11 protein-coding genes and 1 pseudogene are annotated in these 16,182 nt (G+C 67.1%); 5 read left to right on the top strand and 7 right to left on the bottom strand.

From position 1 onward, the window contains the following. The first annotated feature begins 20 nt into the window (after positions 1-20). Complete coding sequence (locus DFO63_RS10465; protein ID WP_049443959.1) at positions 21-2,441, top strand: DUF3772 domain-containing protein; 2,421 nt, start codon at positions 21-23, stop codon at positions 2,439-2,441. Between the two features lie 606 nt (positions 2,442-3,047). On the opposite strand, the gene DFO63_RS10460 is transcribed toward DFO63_RS10465, so the two are convergent. Both DFO63_RS10460 and DFO63_RS10455 read right to left on the bottom strand, forming a co-directional pair. Further along, positions 3,048-5,153: a phosphoglycerol transferase I gene (locus tag DFO63_RS10460; RefSeq protein ID WP_049443956.1), complete on the bottom strand. Its 2,106-nt coding sequence runs from the start codon at positions 5,151-5,153 to the stop codon at positions 3,048-3,050. 244 nt (positions 5,154-5,397) lie between these two features. Then, positions 5,398-7,053, bottom strand: a pseudogene (locus DFO63_RS10455) (AarF/UbiB family protein); the annotation flags it as partial. A gap of 199 nt (positions 7,054-7,252) precedes the next feature. On the opposite strand from DFO63_RS10455, the gene DFO63_RS10450 reads away from it, so the two are divergent. Further along, positions 7,253-8,179 carry a DUF808 domain-containing protein gene (locus DFO63_RS10450; protein ID WP_049443955.1) on the top strand — a complete coding sequence of 309 codons (927 nt, stop codon included), beginning with the start codon at positions 7,253-7,255 and terminating at the stop codon, positions 8,177-8,179. A gap of 105 nt (positions 8,180-8,284) precedes the next feature. Here the strand turns inward: DFO63_RS10450 and DFO63_RS10445 are convergent, their stop codons facing one another. After that, the gene (locus DFO63_RS10445) at positions 8,285-9,823 is read right to left on the bottom strand and encodes a GGDEF domain-containing protein (RefSeq protein ID WP_014648695.1); all 1,539 of its coding nucleotides are present in this window, start codon (positions 9,821-9,823) and stop codon (positions 8,285-8,287) included. 105 nt (positions 9,824-9,928) lie between these two features. Between DFO63_RS10445 and DFO63_RS10440 the strand changes: the two genes are divergently transcribed. The 3 genes from DFO63_RS10440 to DFO63_RS10430 all read left to right on the top strand — a co-directional run bounded on the left by DFO63_RS10440 (position 9,929) and on the right by DFO63_RS10430 (position 11,944). Beyond that, positions 9,929-10,564, top strand: coding sequence for an NAD-dependent dehydratase (locus DFO63_RS10440; protein ID WP_049444066.1), 636 nt, complete (start codon positions 9,929-9,931; stop codon positions 10,562-10,564). Further along, positions 10,564-11,271, top strand: coding sequence for a YafY family protein (locus DFO63_RS10435; RefSeq protein WP_049443952.1), 708 nt, complete (start codon positions 10,564-10,566; stop codon positions 11,269-11,271). The genes DFO63_RS10440 and DFO63_RS10435 overlap by 1 nt, the downstream gene beginning before the upstream one ends. A 286-nt stretch (positions 11,272-11,557) precedes the next feature. Further along, a complete protein-coding gene (locus DFO63_RS10430) occupies positions 11,558-11,944 on the top strand; it encodes a VOC family protein (RefSeq protein WP_049443950.1) in 387 nt (128 codons plus the stop codon). Positions 11,945-12,057: 113 nt separating this feature from the next. Here DFO63_RS10430 and DFO63_RS10425 read toward each other — a convergent pair whose 3' ends face one another. From DFO63_RS10425 to pdhA, 4 genes are read right to left on the bottom strand one after another with little or no spacing between them, the layout of a single operon-like run. Beyond that, on the bottom strand, positions 12,058-13,446 hold the full coding sequence (locus DFO63_RS10425; RefSeq protein ID WP_119006854.1) for a dihydrolipoamide acetyltransferase family protein: 1,389 nt from the start codon (positions 13,444-13,446) through the stop codon (positions 12,058-12,060). Then, complete coding sequence (locus tag DFO63_RS10420; RefSeq protein ID WP_005411349.1) at positions 13,443-13,796, bottom strand: SH3 domain-containing protein; 354 nt, start codon at positions 13,794-13,796, stop codon at positions 13,443-13,445. Before DFO63_RS10420 ends, DFO63_RS10425 begins: the two co-directional genes overlap by 4 nt. Position 13,797: 1 nt before the next feature. Beyond that, positions 13,798-14,865: an alpha-ketoacid dehydrogenase subunit beta gene (locus DFO63_RS10415; RefSeq protein ID WP_182474402.1), complete on the bottom strand. Its 1,068-nt coding sequence runs from the start codon at positions 14,863-14,865 to the stop codon at positions 13,798-13,800. Beyond that, on the bottom strand, positions 14,858-15,940 hold the full coding sequence (gene pdhA, locus DFO63_RS10410) for a pyruvate dehydrogenase (acetyl-transferring) E1 component subunit alpha (protein WP_119006853.1): 1,083 nt from the start codon (positions 15,938-15,940) through the stop codon (positions 14,858-14,860). Before pdhA ends, DFO63_RS10415 begins: the two co-directional genes overlap by 8 nt. Between the last annotated feature and the right edge of the window lie 242 nt (positions 15,941-16,182).

The raw sequence follows: 16,182 nt of genomic DNA, 5'->3' as shown, positions 1-16,182 counted from the left end.
GCGCGAACCGGTGTGGCTGCGTGTCTTCTTTCCTGCGATCGATCCGTGCACGGGGGGCCTGGTGGGTCCTGCTGCTGTGCACCGCCTTCCTGCTGTCCGCGCCGGTGCTTGCGCAGGATGAGGACCCCACGCCGAAGCAGCAGCTGGCGGATATCGATTCCAGCCTGAAGGATGTGGAGCGCAAGCGTGGCGATGCAGAAGCCACCGAGACGCTGGCGATGCTGTCCGAGAATGCCTCGCAGGCACGGCGTGACGCCGAGGCGCTGGAAAAGGCGCTGCAGCCACAGTTGGATCGACTCAACGAACAGCTGGCGCAGCTGGGAACGCCGGCAGAAGGCGCCACTGAGCCGCCGGAGCTGGCGGCGCAACGGCGCACCCTCACCAAGCAGCGCGACGGCCTGGCCGCTTCGGTGGTGCAGGCCAAGGCCAGTGCCGTGCGTGCGCAGCAGCTGGCGGCGGACATCGAGCAGCAGCGCACCGCACAACGCACGGAAGAACTGGGCCAGAAGGTCGCCTCGCCGCTGTCGCCTGCGCTGTGGAGCAAGGTGGCCGAGCGCCTGCCGATCGATATCGCGCGCGTTGCGCCGTTGGCCGAGCAGGGGCGCGACGCGCTGGTCGCCGGCATCCGCACCCATGGCTGGGGCACGCCGTTGCTGGGCCTGCTGGCCGCGCTGGTGATGATGTTCCCGCTGCGGCTGTGGCTGCGCGCGCTGGGACGCAGGTTCGCCGCGTCCGAGCGCGCGCCTGACGGTCGCCTGCGCCGGTCTGGCCTGGCCATGTGGCTGCTGCTGGTGGGTACGCTGCTGCCTGGTTATGCCGTGGTGGTACTGATGGCGGCGCTGGATGCCATCGATGCGATCGCGCCGCGCCTGCAGGTGGTGGCCGACGGCCTGGAGACCGCCACCTTCCGTGCGGCCTTCATTGCAGCGCTCAGCGCCTGCCTGCTGGTGCCCAAGCGCCCGTCATGGCGGCTGTTGAACCTGGACGATACCGCCGCGCTGAAGGTGCGCAAGTACGCGTGGGGCGCGGCGGCGCTGGCCTGGCTGAGCACGGTGCTGGTGGCCCTCGACCAGGCCACGCGCACCAGCGATGTCACCACGGTGGCGTTGGACGGCTTGATTGCGCTGACCTACCTCGGCCTGATCATGGCCATGTTGGTGACCCTGGCGCGCCTGCATCGGCGGCAGACCGCCGAGGCCGAGGCTAAGCTGGAAGCACAGGCCGATGGCCTTGGCGTGAGTACGCCAGTGCGCCGCAGCAGCTGGCTGGTACTGGCCCGGGTAGCGGGCAATATCGCCGTGGTGGCCGCCATCATTGCCACGTTGCTGGGCTACCTGAATTTTGCCAAGTTCGTGAACCAGCAGCTGATCGGCGGCAGCATCGTAGTGCTGGCCGCGACCCTGCTGTTCAAGTTCGTCGACGACCTGAGCACGTGGATGCTCAACGCCGACAGCAAGGTCGGCCAGACCATCCTGCTCAGCACCGGCCTGAGCGTGTCGCGGCTGGAACAGGCGGGCGTGCTGCTGTCGGCGGCGTTGCGCACGATTGTCGTGCTGCTTGCACTGCTGGCGCTGGTGGCGCCGTTCGGCAACATCGGCGCGGTGGTGGAGCGCTTTTCTTCGCTGTTCACCTCTGGATTCGATATTGGCGGAACCAAGCTGGAGCCGGTGCGCATCGTGCTGGCGGTGTTGGTTCTGCTGGCTGGCCTGGCCGTTACCCAGCTGGTACAGCGCTGGCTGACCGACACCTACCTGCCCAAGACCGAGCTGGACCTGGGTGCGCGCAATTCGGTGAGTACCGTTGCCCGTTACGTGGGCATCATCATCGCGGTGATCTGGGCGCTGAGCGCGATGGGCCTGCAGCTGAGCAAGCTGGCGTTGCTGGTCAGCGCGCTGTCGGTGGGTATTGGTTTCGGCCTGCAGGTGATCACCCAGAACTTCGTGTCCGGCCTGATCCTGCTGGCCGAGCGCCCGGTGAAAATCGGCGACTGGGTGAAGCTGGGCGACCAGGAAGGCGACATCCGCCGCATCAGCCTGCGTTCGACCGAGATCCAGGTGGGCGACAAGTCGACGCTGATCGTGCCCAACTCCGAGCTGGTCACCAAGACCGTGCGCAACATGACGATGGGCAACAACCAGGGCCGCATCCAGATCCAGTTCGCGGTGCCCCCCAGCACCGATGTCGGCAACCTGCGGCAGGCGCTGCTGGATGCGTATACCGCGCACACCAACGTGCTGAAGCAGCCGGCACCGACGGTCTACATCGACAGCATTGCCGGTGGCCAGATCACCATCAACAGCTTCGCGTACGTGGCCAGCCCGCGGCAGGTGTATGCCACCCGCAGCGATCTGTACTTCAGCCTGCTGCAGATCCTGGCCGAGCGGAACATTCCGCTGTCGACCCCGACCGACATCCACATCACCCGCGATCCGCAGGAGTAGGGGGTTCTTTGCAGGGCTGCGCCCTGCACCTGCTACGAGCCGGAGCAAAGGCAACAGCAACCGCAACCGCAACCGCAACCGCAACCGCAACCGCAACGGCAAAAGCTGGTTTCCTGTGGGATGGCGGGGTGGGGCCGGTTGCGGGAGGCGCCGTAAACCCATCCCTGGGGGCTTGGCCGCGGCATCCATGCCGCGGACACTCCCGCAACCGGACCCACCCCGCCTTTGACAATTTGCCGCGATCTGTCGGAATGGCATGGCGTGCTCTTGGTGGGTGTTGACCTTGGTCGACACGTAGATCCACGCCATGCGTGGATGTTCTTCGATCAATTGTCGAAATATTCGATTTCGATGGAGATTCATCCACGCATGGCGTGGATCTACCAGATGCTAGGAATCTGTCAGAGGTGAGGCGGTGTGGGGTGGCAGGACCGTTGGCGCCACGGATGGCGCCATCGAGCCCCCATGGACGGGTTTACGGCGTGTCCTGCCACCCCACACCGCCCCGCCATCCCACGGAATGCCCGCTGTTGCTGTTGCTTCTAAGGTTGCCGGCCAGCGGCCGGCACTACCACGGGCGCAGGGCGCAGCCCTGCAAAGAAACCCCTATCCTCGTGGTCGGCTGCGCGAGGGCACCAGTGCGAACGTGTCCACCGCCAGCTTCTCGGCGTGGTTCAACCACGCGCGGATCTCCAGATCATCCACTTCGTGGTCCAGACCGAACGACACGTTGATCTTGCCGTTGGCATCGGGCTGCACCCACTGCTGCGCCAGTACCACCTTGCGCTGCGAGGACACCGCCTCGATCCAGAAACCACGATCCGGGCGCGTGCTTGCCACCAGCTGCAGCATGTACTGGCCGGCACGGGTACGGCGGCCCTTCTGGGTGATCATGTGTGCCTGGCGCACGCTCGGGCGCGGGCCCTGGAACGCATCCAGCGGTGCATCCACGGCAATGCCGCCACGCAGGTCGTTGTCGCGGTACAGCTTGATGCCATTGTCACGGTTGACCAGCAGGGCGCACCAGTCACCGTCGGCCGAGCCATCCTCGAACGCGGTGCAACGGTCGACGTAGGCCAGGGTGTTGTCCGGACTGGCATCATCGAACTGGCGCGAGGTGTTTTCCAGGTACACGGACTTCAGACTCCAGTCCTTGTCGTACTCCAGCAGCACCGGCGGCTGCACGTGCTGCAGGCCGACCACCACCTGGTCATCGCCGTCGATCTTCAGTTCGCGGGTCGGTTCGCCCAGCCACAGCGAACGGGCGAACGCCAGGTACTGCGGGTAATCGCGGCCGCCATCGCGCTGGGTGGCCACGCTGGCGCTGGGTGCGCGCTGGGTATCGATCAGCGAACGGCCGAAGCCCATCGTCTTCAGGTTCGGGTCCAGCAGGCTGAGCAGGGTCGCACCCGAATCCAGGGTGGTGCCGGCCTCGGTGCTGAGCTGCTGCGGGGCAATGCCATCCCCCAGGAACAGCAGCAGGTTCTCGCGCTTCTGCCGGGTCAGGATGTGGGTCAGATCGTTGGGCATCGCCAGGTGGTCGGAGGCGATCACGATCAGCGTGTCCTTGCCGTACGGGCTGGCCTGGATGCGCTGCACCAGCTGCGAGATCAGCCGGTCGCTGCACTTGAGCGCGTTGAGCATGTTGATGTTGCCGTACTGGCTCTGGTAGCGCTCGCCCTTGCACGACACCGGCAGGTGACCGGCCGGGTGGTGGGTGTCCATGGTCAGCGTGGTGAGCATGAACGGTGAGCCCGCACGCGAGAGCTGTTCGAAGCGCTGGTAGGCGGTGTCCAGCAGCACGTCGTCGTGCACGCCCCAGGCCGAGTAGTGGATGCGGCCGATCTTCTTCTGCTGCTTGAACCACGCCAGGTCATGCACTTCATCGAAACCGTGGCTGGCCAGGAACTGGCCCTTGCCGGCGAACTGGCCGTTGGCACCGCCCAGATAGTGGTTGGTGTAGCCCTGCTGCTTCAGGTAGTCGCCCAGGCACACCGCCTTGGGCAGGAAGCTGCCCATCCGGTCCATGCTGTTCTCATCGCCCTGCGAGGTGGTCAGCGGCACGCCGCACATCGACGAGACCAGACCGGCGATGGTCCAGCCGCTGCCCTCGGCCGAGGCCAGCCCACGCACGTCCAGCGACTGGCTGGCGAGGCGATTGAGGTTGGGCATCAGGCCCGGGAACACGTTCTCGTCCAGGTAGGTGCGTTCCAGGCTTTCGCCGTAGATCCAGACGATGTTGCGCGGGCGTTGCAGCGGCTGCGTCGGTACCTGGTACTCGGGGGCGATGCGGGCGAAGTCGACCGGGCGCAGCTGCTGGTACAGGCGCTGGCCGTCGCGGGCCAGCGGGCTGATCATGATCGTGGCCACCCACACGGCCGCGAAACCGGCGAACAACGCGCCACCGTGACCGGGCCGGCGCCAGCGTTTGACCCGCGTGGCGAACAGCGGCAGCAGCGAGACCAGCGCCAGCACGATGAAGCCGGCGATATAGCCCTTGAAATCGGAGACACCGGCGCCTTCCATGTCGGCGCCCAGGTGGTACAGGGTGGCGGCATTGAGCCCATCACCGGACAGCTTGTCGATCAGCCACCACGCGCTGAGCGTGAGCAGCAACAGCGAGAACGCACCGGCCTTCCACCTCACCCATTTGCCGGACGCGAGGAACAACCAGCACAACAGCAACAACGACAGCAGCAGTATCCAGAGCATAGGCAGCTTCGGCAGTGACGGGGTGGTGGTGATGGACGTCGTACCGACGCGTGTCCATCCGACCGGCGCTGCCACAAGCACATGCACATGACAGGCCGATGACCCGATAGTGCATGCACGAACCTGACTGAAATGTTTGTTGAAATAACGCGCGCGCAATCGCGCTCAGAAGGTAAAACGAGCGTGAAAGGGTTCGTTGGATTGCATTAAAAACCGCATGAATACGGGAGTTTTCGTCGATGCGCTAGCGATGCCCACGTTCTTCCCGTGCCCGCGCACGACGGTCGAACAGCAATGCGCTGGTTACGATGCCCAAGCCGAGCACCACGCCGATGAACAACAGGATCAGGGCGATGAGCGGGTAACCGAACAGGTGCCAGCCGGTGTCGATCTTCATCATCATCGCGGCGGCCATGATCAATGCGGCGCTGATGATGCCGGCCGCCACGCGGTTGGCGATCTTCTGCAGGTTTTCCATCAACCGCGATTCTTCCAGGCCGGTGACCTTCATCTGCAGGCGGTTTTCGGCCAGCAGCGCCATGATGTCCGACAGCTTGCGCGGTCCATCGCGCAGCAGCTGCTGCAGCTCCATCGCCTCGCTGGCGATGTTGGCGGCCGACAGCGATTTCTTCAGGCGTGCGCGCATCACGTGCTGCAGCTGGCGCTCGACGATGCGGCGGGTTTCCAGCTCGGGTGCAAGCAGCCGGCACACGGTTTCCAGGTTGAGCAGGGCCTTGCCCAGCAGGCTCAGTTCCGGCGGCGTGCGCAGGCCGCAGGCGGTGGCGATGCGCACCATGTCCAGCACCACGCGGCCTTCGGAGAAGCTGCCGCTGGCGGCGTAGCGCGCGATCAGCTGGCCGGTCTCGCGCAGGTAGCGTTCTTCATCGAACGCCTCCAGCCGCGTGCTGATGCTGATCAGGTCGTCGGCCACTTCTTCGCCGCGGCCATCGACGGCAGCGAACAGGATCTTCAGCAGCCGCTCGCGCAGGCGCGGCGGCATGTGCGCGACCATGCCCAGGTCGAAGATCGCCAGCCGTCCATCGGGCATCACCCGCAGGTTGCCCGGGTGCGGATCGGCATGGATTTCGCCGTGCACGAAGATCTGGTCCAGGTAGCCGCGGATCAGCGCCGCCGCCAGCGGGTCCATCGATTGCTCGGTGCGGCGCACATCGGGAATCGCATCCACGCGCACGCCGGTGGCCAGTTCCATGGTCAGCACGCGCTGGCTGCTGTAATCCCACAGCGGCTGCGGAATCCACAGGCGGCGGAACGGCTTCAGGTGTCGGCCGAACCGGGCCAGGTTCTCGGCCTCGGCGTGGTAGTCCAGCTCCTGCATCAGGGTCTTGGCGAACTCGTTGAGCCAGTCGCGCAGGCGCACGCGGCGGCCGACCTGGGTCAGGTGGTCGGCGGCCAGCGCGAAGCTGCGCAGCGCCTCCAGGTCCGAACGCAGCTGTGCGGCCACCTCGGGCTTCTGCACTTTCACCGCCACCTGGCGGCCATCGTGCAGCACCGCGCGATGCACCTGCGCGATCGAGGCACAGCCCAGCGGCTCCGGATCGAACGCGGCGAACAGCTTGTTCACCGGCGCGCCCAGTTCCTGCTCGACGATGGTGTGGATGCGCTCGACCGGGATCTCGGCCACCTTTTCCTGCATGCGCTCCAGCGCGGTGGCGAGCTCCACCGGCACCATGTCCGGGCGGGTGGACAGCATCTGGCCCAGCTTGACGAAGGTCGGCCCCAGCGCTTCCAGGTCGCTGACGAACTGTTCCGGGTTGCCATCGGCGGGCACGTCGGCCTGGTTACTGGCCGCGTCCAGGTTCATGCCCGAGAACACGCCCGAATGGCGGTAGCGCATCAGCAGGCGCAGGATCTGGCTGCGCCGGTTCATGCCTTTGACCAGCGGAGGGTTGCCATTGGCGGTGGGCGGATTGCTCAAGCGACACTCCCATGCGACGAATACAGGTAGTGCCGGCCGCTGGCCGGCAATGTCCGGATTCCGCAGTGTCGCCGGGGGGCGGTAGGCACGCGGTGAATCCGGCCGCTTCCGCAGCTGCCCCGGTATCGGTCAGAATCCGCTCATTCCCTTTCTTGGACGCCCCATGGCCGGTGCCAGCCTGTTTGCCCTGCTCGACGATATCGCCTCCCTGCTCGACGATGTCTCGGTGCTGACCAAGGTCGCGGCAAAGAAGACCGCAGGCGTGCTGGGCGACGATCTGGCGCTGAACGCGCAGCAGGTGACCGGGGTGAACGCCAACCGCGAACTGCCGGTGGTGTGGGCGGTGGCCAAGGGCTCGCTGGTCAACAAGGTGATCCTGGTGCCGGCGGCCCTGGCGATCAGTGCGCTGGAAGCCTGGCTGCACAGCCGCGGCTGGAACGTGCCGCTGATCGTGCCGCTGATGATGATCGGTGGTGCCTTCCTCTGCTTCGAGGGCGTGGAGAAGCTGGCGCACCGCTTCCTGCATTCGGCTGACGACGATGCCGAGCGTCTGGCCGAGCGCCGCAAGGCGCTGGCCGATGCCGAGGTGGACATGGTGGCGTGGGAGAAGGACAAGGTGAAGGGCGCGATCCGCACCGACTTCATCCTTTCGGCCGAGATCATCGTGCTGACCCTGGGCGTGGTCGCCACCGCGCCGTTCACCAACCAGCTGATCACTCTGGCGGTGGTGGCGCTGGCGATGACGATCTTCGTTTACGGACTGGTGGCGGGCATCGTCAAGCTCGATGACGTTGGCCTGTATCTGTCGCGCAAGGGCGGCGCCATTGCCGCCTTCGGTCGCGGCCTGGTGGCGTCGGCGCCGTGGCTGATGAAGTTCCTGTCGGTGGCCGGCACCATCGCCATGTTCCTGGTCGGCGGCGGCATCCTGGTGCACAACGTGCCGGCGCTGCACCACGCGGTGCAGGCGCTGGGCGGCGAGGGGCAGTGGGGCTGGCTGATCGGTGCGGTGGGCAACATGGTGGTCGGCATCATCGCCGGTGCCATCGTGCTGGCAGCGGTGACCGGGTTCCAGAAGCTGCGCGGGAAGTAAGCGGCGGCCCATTGCCCGGTAGAGGCCGACCTTGGTCGGCGCTTTGTTTCCACGCGTGCCAACCAAGGTTGGCACCTACCGAAGCGTTTTCGGTGTACCGGAGAACTACCCCGCCTGCACCCGGTTCTTGCCCTGCCGCTTGGCCGCATACAGCGCATCATCCGCGCGGCGCAGCAGGGTCTCGGTATCGTCGCCGGGTTGCCACTGCGCCAGCCCGGCACTGAAATGCACCGGCACACGCCGGTCCTGCACGGTCAGCACGCGATGCGCCAGTGAACGCTGCAGGCGCTGCACGGTGGCCATGCTGTCGGCGCCCTGGGTCTCCGGCAGCACCAGCACGAACTCGTCGCCACCCAGCCGCGCGATGCCATCGGTGGCGCGCAGCAGCAGCTTGCAGACGGCCACCAGGTGCTGCAGCAGTGCATCGCCACCGGCATGGCCATGTGCATCGTTGGTCTGGTGGAAATCATCCAGGTCGATCACCGCCACGCCCAGCGGGGAGTTGTTGCGTGCGGCACGGGCCAGCTCGCGTTGCAGCAGTTCGTCCAGACCACGGCGGTTCAGTGCCTGGGTCAGCGGATCGATGCGCGCCAGGTCACCAGCGGCGCGCAGTTCCTGCTCCAGCTCGGCGATGCGCTGCTCTGCTCGCTCCACTTCCTGGCGCGCGTTGGCCAGGTGATCGCGCGCCTGTGCGGCCTGCTGCTGCACCTTGCCGGTGTCGCGCATCACGTCCTGCAGCAGCTGGTTGAGGTCGGCGATGCTGCGTGCCTCGCGCAGCTGCAGCGCGTAGCTGCCGATGCGGTCGTGGTACTCACCTGTGCTGGTGGCCATGCCATCCATGCGCTCGATGAACTCGCCCATCAGCCCGCGCATCGCCGCCTTCGAATCGTCGATGCCCTGGCGCAGCAGGCCCTGCTTATAGATCACTTCGCGCAGCTCGGCGCGGGTGCGCTCCACCGCTTCGGCTTCCAGCGGCCCATCCAGCAGCTGGCGCACTGCGGCGATCTGGCCCTGCAGCCAGCTGCGGTCGTCCAGCAGTTCGCTCACGTTCTCCAGCAGCAGCGCGAACAGTTCCAGCAGCAACGCCTGCTGCTCCTGCCAGCTCTCGGCACGCACGCCGACCTGGTGGCCGAGTTCGCGTACGCCCTGTTCGATCGGTTCCAGCGCCGTACCCGGTTGCCACTGGCGCAGGTGCATGGCCAATGCCTGCGCCTGTTCGCGCAGATCGGGGTCGTGTTGCAGCAGGGCCACCACCGCGCCGCCCAGCAGCAGCCGCAGCTGCTCGGACAGGCGCAGGCTTTCGGGTTGCCCGTCCGGCGAATGCTGCTCGATGGTGCGGATGTACTTGTCGATCAGCTGCCGCATCGCGCGCCCGTAGCGCGGCCAATCGGCGCTGGCCTGTGCCGACTGCAGGCGATCGCCCATGTCGCCCAGTTCGCCGGGCAGGGTGGCCATGCCGTTGGCGAACGCGGCCAGCAGCGGCTCCGGTGCGTCTGCCCCGGCGAACAGCTGCTGCAGGGCCACGCCACCGCCACCCTGCAACACCACGCGGTCGCCCAGCCCGTCATCCACCACCGCGCGGACGCGTGCCGGCGGCCCAAGGGCGGTACCGGGGGCAGGGCGGTGGTCGGGCTGGTCCGTCATCGAGCAAATCCTGGGGCTGGCAGGGACTGGTTCCAGCATATCGGCGCGGCCGCCGACGGCTTGAACGGCTAGGATGGGCGACAGGATGCCGCAGTGGAGGTGGTGATGCGCGTGATGTTGCTGGGGGCGACCGGGCTGGTCGGCGGGCTGGCCCTGCCGATGCTGCTGGACGACCCGCGCTGCCGTGCCGTGGTGGCCCCGACCCGACGGGCGCTGACCCTGGCCCACCCGAAGCTGTACGCCCCGCTGCTGCAGTTCGACGCCCTGCCGGAGGCGCCCGACTGGGCGCAGGTCGATACGGTGATCTGCGCGCTGGGCAGCACGATGGCCCAGGCGGGGAGCCGTGAGGCCTTCCATCGCATCGACCATGACTACCCGCTCGCATTTGCGCGGCTGGCACGCGGCCAGGGTGCGCGCGCCTTCGTACTGAATTCGGCAGCAGGGGCCAATGCAGGCTCCGCGATCTTCTACAACCGGGTGAAGGGTGAACTGGAGCGCGATCTGCGCGCGCTCGAGTTTGCTTCGCTCACTCTGGTGCGGCCCGGCCTGATTGGCGGGCAGCGGCAGCAGGTGCGCCGTGGCGAACACTTCGCCCTGCGGGTGCTGGGCGTGTTGGGGCCGGTGTTGCCGCGGGCGTGGCGGATCAATCCGGCCGAACGGATTGCCAGGGCACTGGTGGATGCCGCGCTGGCTCCGCCGCCGGGCGAGCACGTGGTGACTTCCAGCGCACTGGTCGGCTGATGTCGCGTGCGCTGCGCCTGACCCAGCTTCAACAGTTGTTGCGCCGCCATCGGCGGCCGGTCGCGGGGCAGGTGCTGGCCGAAGCGCTGGGCATCAGCCTGCGGACGCTGTACCGCGATATCGAGACCCTGCGCGAGCAGGGCGCCGACCTGCGTGGTGAGGCCGGCGTCGGCTACCAGCTGGCACCGAGCGATACCCTGCCGCCGATGACCCTGCCACCCGCCGAGATCGATGCACTGGTGCTGGGCCTGCGCTGGGTTGCGGCGCGCACCGAGCCTGCGCTGGCCGAGGCCGCGCGTGATGCCCTGGCGCGCATCGCGCATGTACTGCCTGCAGCACGGCGCGAAGCGCTGCGTGACAGTGGCCTGCGCGTGGGACCTTCGCGAACGGCGGCCAAGGTGCCGGCGGCGCGCCTGCAGGCTGTGCGCGAAGCGGTGAGCGCGCAACAACGACTGCAGTTTGGCTACCAGGATGCGCAGGGCCAACGTACCGAGCGCATCGTCTGGCCGTTCGCGCTGGGCTATTTCGATGAAGTGCCGATGCTGGCGGCGTGGTGCGAGAGCCGCGAGGATTTCCGTCATTTCCGCCTGGATCGCATCCGCCAGGTGCGTGTGCTGGAGGATCACTACCTCGTGCCACGCGCCACCCTCCTGCGGCGCTGGCAGAAGGCACAGGGCATCGCTCCGGACTGGTTGGACCGTTCGTAGCATCGAGCTTGCTCGACTGCTTCTGTGCTTCGCTTCCTGCTTCTGGGGGAGCGCGGCCTTCGTTCTTCGTTCCTGGTAGGGGTCGAGCTTGCTCGACCGCCTTTGATCTTCGCGAACAGCAGTCGAGCAAGCTCGACCTCTACCAGGGCAAGGGCAACAGCAGTCGAGCAAGCTCGACCTCTACCAAGGCGGGGGGGTAACAGCAGTCGATCATGCTCGACGCTACTGACAGAATCTGTCAGCAGGGCCGTACCACCATGAACGCTCCCAACAACGGAGGTTCCCCATGTTCACGCCCAGCACCCTGCTGCAGTACGTGCGCGACGTCGCCACCAGCGCCACTTTCTACAGTGGCATTCTCGGCAAGCCACCGGTCGAGCAGTCGCCCGGCTTTGCCTTGTTCCTGCTCGGCGATGGCGCTGCGCTGGGTCTGTGGCAACGCGACGACGTGCAGCCGCCGGTGTCCGCACAGGCCGGTGCCGCCGAACTGGCGATGGTGGTCGCCAACCCGGAGACCGTGCAGCGGATGCACGATGCGTGGCGCGGGCTCGGCGTGCAGATTCTGCAGGCACCGGTGACACTGGAATTCGGCCACACCTTCGTCGGTGCCGACCCTGATGGTCACCGCCTGCGCGTGTACAGCCGCGCCGAGGGCATGGTGGCGCGCGATTGATCGCCCACATTGTGTAGATCCACGCCATGCGTGGATGGGTGCATAAAAAAACGCCGGGCATTGCCCGGCGTTTCTTTCAATTCATGTGCCAACCATGGTTGGCACCCACCTGATCAGCTGGCCAGCGCCAGGTCGTCCATCATCGCGCGCAGGAAGCGGGCCGCTTCACCACCGGTGGCCGCGCGGTGGTCGAAGGTGACCGACAGCGGGATTACCTTGTGCGCTTCCACGCCGCCCATCACCGGGGTCATCTGGTGGCGGGCACGGCCGGCACCGACGATGGCCACGCACGGCGGCACCACGACCGGGGTCGCGTAGCGGCCGGCGAACATGCCGAAGTTGGACAGCGAGATCGTGTAGCCGCTCAGTTCCGAGGCGGCGATCGAACGCGATTCCACTTGTTCGCGCAGGCGGTTGACGCCTTCGCGGATGCCACGTGCATCGAGCATGTCGGCATTGCGCAACGCCGGCACGAACAGGCCATCGTCGGTGTCCACGGCGATGCCGATGTCCACCTGCGCGTGCAGGGTGCGGGTCAGCGCTTCGCCGTCGAACCAGGCGTTCATCGCCGGCACCTTCTGCGCGGCGACCACGATCGAGCGCACCAGGCGTGCGGTGACGTCGTTGCCCGGCAGCCAGGCGTGGATGTCGGCGTCGTCGTTCAGCGTGGTCGGCACGACCTTGCTGTGCGCATCGGCCATCACGCGGGCCATGTTGCGGCGCACGCCCTTCAGCGGTTCCGGCTGGCCCTTGGCGACCACGCCCGGCGGCTGGGTGCGCATCGGCTTGCCGGCGGCAGACAGCGGGGTGCGTGCTTCGCTCTGCACCGGGGCAGACACCTGCGCCGGGGCCGGCGCGGCATAAGCGGCGGCAGCGACCGGCGCCGGAGCAGCGCCGAGCTTGGCGGTGCCGTTGGCGGCGGCCTGCTTGACGTCGGCCATGGTGACCGCGCCATCGGTGCCGGTAGCGGCCACGCGGCTCAGGTCCACGCCCAGCTTGCGCGCCATCGCACGCACGGCCGGCACGGCCTTGACGCCACCGACGGCCAGCGCCTGTTCGGCGTGCACGGCATTGGAGCTCTGCATCGCACCGACCACGGTACCGGCGTCATCACGCTCGGCGGCGGCGGGCTTGGCGGCTTCGGCGGCCACCGGTGCAGCGGCGGCCGGCAGCGGCCGCGGGGTCGGTGCGGCAGCCGGTGCGGCATGGCCGTGGCTGTGGCCAGTGTCCTGGCCATCGGCACGCTGCGGCAGGTTCGGGTCCAGCTCGAAGCTGGCCAGCACCGAACCGGTCGGGATGATGTCGCCGGCGGTACCGGACAGCTTCAGCACCTTGCCGGAGAACGGCGACGGCACTTCGACGACGGCCTTGGCGGTCTCCATCGAGACCAGCGGCTCGTCCAGCCTGATCACATCGCCTTCCTTGACGAACCACTCGACGATGGTCGCGTCCGGCAGGCCTTCGCCCAGGTCGGGCAGGTTGAAGTTCTTGGTCTGGCTCATTTGCAGTTCTCTTCCAGCAGTTCCAGTTCGCGGGCCGGCAGCCAACCCGTCGCGCCATTGGCGCGCTCGGACCACCACCACCCGCCGTGTTCGTGATGAAGCTTCACCATCTCGCCGCTTTCCACATCCAGCTCGCGGGCGTCGTAGTCGCACAGCGCTTCGGCGCGACCCTCGTCCAGCAGCTGCAACCAGGCAATGGGCGCCCATCCAGCGCGCCCATCGTTGGTGCGTACCCAGGCAAACGCCGGCCATTCCTCGTCACGGACACCTACTTCGACGATCTGGCCGGTGTGGAACCGGAGCGGGTTGGGATACTGGCTGCGGTAAGCCCCCAGAAGGCGGGCCCGCATGTCAGCCGGCCGCCACCGCGCGCTTGGCCGCAGCCACGATCCGCTCAACGCTCGGCAGGTACTTCATTTCCAGGCGGAACAGCGGAATGTGGGTGTCGTAGCCAGTGACGCGCTCGACCGGGGCCAGCAGGTCGTAGATCGATTCCTCGGCCAGGCGCGCGGCGATCTCGGCGCCGAAGCCCGCGGTCTTCGGGGCCTCCTGCACGATCACGCAGCGGCCGGTCTTGGCTACCGATTCGGCGATGGTGGCGAAGTCCAGCGGACGCAGCGTGGCCACGTCGATGACTTCGGCGCTGATGCCTTCACCGGCCAGCTTGTCGGCCGCTTCCAGCGCTTCCTTCACCTGCGCGCCCCAGGTCACCAGGGTCACGTCGGTGCCATCGCGCAGCACGAAGCAGACGTCCAGCGGCAAGGCTTCGCCGTCGTTGACGACCACTTCCTTGTACTGGCGGTAGATGCGCTTGGGCTCCATGTAGATCACCGGATCCGGTTCGCGGATCGCGGCCAGCAGCAGGCCATAGGCACGCTGCGGCGACGACGGCAGCACCACGCGCAGGCCCGGCACGTTGGTGAAGATCGCCTCGTTGGCTTCGCTGTGGTGTTCCGGCGCGCGGATGCCACCGCCCCACGGCACGCGCAGCACCATCGGGCAGTGCAGGCGGCCACGCGTGCGGTAACGCAGGCGGGCGGCGTGGCAGACGATATGGTCGACCATCGGGTACATGAAACCGTCGAACTGGGCCTCGGCCACCGGCTTCATGCCCTGCGCCGCCAGACCGATGGTCAGGCCGGCGATGGTGGTTTCATCCAGCGGGGTGTCGAGGATGCGGTCCGAGCCGAAGCGCTGCTGCAGACCGGCGGTGGCGCGGAACACGCCACCGTTGACGCCCACGTCTTCGCCCAGCACCAGCACCGACGGGTCGTGTTCCAGCTCCCAGGCCAGCGCCTGGGTGATGGCTTCGATGAGGGTGATCGGGTTGGTGGTCATGCTGTCATCTCCGCGCGCGACAGCAGCGCTGTCGGCGGCGTTGGTGTGCGCGCCGGGCGCGCCGTTCTTGATCTCATCCATGGCGCTTCTCCAGGGCGATCGCCTGGGCACGCTGGGCCAGCAGGTCCGGCGGCGGATCGGCATACAGGAAGTCGAACATCGCCTCGACCGGCTGCACCGGCGTGTTGAGGTACAGGTTCACTTCCTCGTCCACGCGCGCGCCGCACTCGGCGGTCCAGGCGGCTTCTTCTTCCTCGCTCCACACGCCGGCGTTGATCAGGTACTTGCGCAGGCGCAGCATCGGCTCGCGCTGCCAGGCATCCTTCACTTCGGCGTCGTCGCGGTAGCGGCGTGCGTCATCGGCGGTGGTGTGGTCGGACAGGCGGTAGGTCATCAGTTCCAGCACGGTGCCGCCGGCGCCGGCCAGCGCACGTTCGCGCGCCTGCTCCATGGCGGCCAGCACCGCGATCAGGTCGTTGCCGTCCACCTGCAGGCAATGCAGGCCGCCGGCCAGGCCCTTCTGCGCCAGCGTCTCGGCGCCGGTCTGGGCCGAACGCGGGACCGAGATGGCCCAGCCGTTGTTGACGATGCACAGGATCAGCGGCAGCTTGTAGGCGCCGGCCGAATTCAGTGCCGCGTAGAAGTCGGTCTTGGAGCTGCCGCCGTCGCCGCACACCGCCACGGCGATCTGCGGCTCCTTGTTGAGCTTGAACTTCAGCGCGGCGCCTGCGGCATGCAGGCACTGGGTGGAGATCGGCACGCAGAACGGGAAGTCCTTGGCCGCGTTGCCGCCGTAATCGTTGCCGCGCTCGTCGCCGCCCCAGTACATCAGCACGTCGTGCGGGCGCACGCCACGCATGAACATCGCGCCATACTCGCGGTACGAAGGCGCGAACACGTCGTCCTTCTGCATCGCAGCGCCGATACCCACGTGCGCGGCTTCATGGCCCAGGCAGGCGGCATAGGTGCCCAGCTTGCCGGTGCGCTGCAGCGCAATGGATTTGCTGTCGAACGTACGTACGAACAGCATCTGCTTGAACAGCGGTACCAGGACCTTGGGGTCGCGCAGCGACGCGGGCAGGTCATCGCGGACGAGCTTGCCGTCCGCGTCCAGGTACTGCAGGTATTCGATCTTGAATTCAGCGGCAACCGTCATTGCGTACTGCACCTTCGACAGAGAAGTTACAAATGATATGAATCGCCATGTTAAGGAACGCGTACGGAATAGCCTTCCTGCGCCGCAACACGGCGATTCCCCGTTTTACCCCTGCCGGCGGGTGGGGGGCCAATAACAACAACGTATTCAGTCGTTGCTGCAAAGCATCAGAATACGCCTCTGGCTGACCGCCAGTACAACGGCCTGGACGGTTCCACGCGCAGGCCCGGCATCGGCCGATG

Source organism: Stenotrophomonas sp. AG209, assembly GCF_003550055.1.
Classification (GTDB): Bacteria; Pseudomonadota; Gammaproteobacteria; order Xanthomonadales; family Xanthomonadaceae; genus Stenotrophomonas.
Note: the sequence above shows the minus strand (reverse complement) of the source record. Positions and strands in the feature narration are given on the sequence as shown.

Bases quoted from the DNA above. Each gene is read 5' to 3' on its own strand.
- DFO63_RS10415 (WP_182474402.1), bottom strand. From the start codon at position 14,865: ATGGATGAGATCAAGAACGGCGCGCCCGGCGCGCACACCAACGCCGCC.
- pdhA (WP_119006853.1), bottom strand. From the start codon at position 15,940: ATGACGGTTGCCGCTGAATTCAAGATCGAATACCTGCAGTACCTGGAC.
- DFO63_RS10460 (WP_049443956.1), bottom strand. From the start codon at position 5,153: ATGCTCTGGATACTGCTGCTGTCGTTGTTGCTGTTGTGCTGGTTGTTC.
- DFO63_RS10445 (WP_014648695.1), bottom strand. From the start codon at position 9,823: ATGACGGACCAGCCCGACCACCGCCCTGCCCCCGGTACCGCCCTTGGG.
- DFO63_RS10425 (WP_119006854.1), bottom strand. From the start codon at position 13,446: ATGAGCCAGACCAAGAACTTCAACCTGCCCGACCTGGGCGAAGGCCTG.
- DFO63_RS10450 (WP_049443955.1), top strand. From the start codon at position 7,253: ATGGCCGGTGCCAGCCTGTTTGCCCTGCTCGACGATATCGCCTCCCTG.
- DFO63_RS10420 (WP_005411349.1), bottom strand. From the start codon at position 13,796: ATGCGGGCCCGCCTTCTGGGGGCTTACCGCAGCCAGTATCCCAACCCG.
- DFO63_RS10430 (WP_049443950.1), top strand. From the start codon at position 11,558: ATGTTCACGCCCAGCACCCTGCTGCAGTACGTGCGCGACGTCGCCACC.
- DFO63_RS10440 (WP_049444066.1), top strand. From the start codon at position 9,929: ATGCGCGTGATGTTGCTGGGGGCGACCGGGCTGGTCGGCGGGCTGGCC.
- DFO63_RS10435 (WP_049443952.1), top strand. From the start codon at position 10,564: ATGTCGCGTGCGCTGCGCCTGACCCAGCTTCAACAGTTGTTGCGCCGC.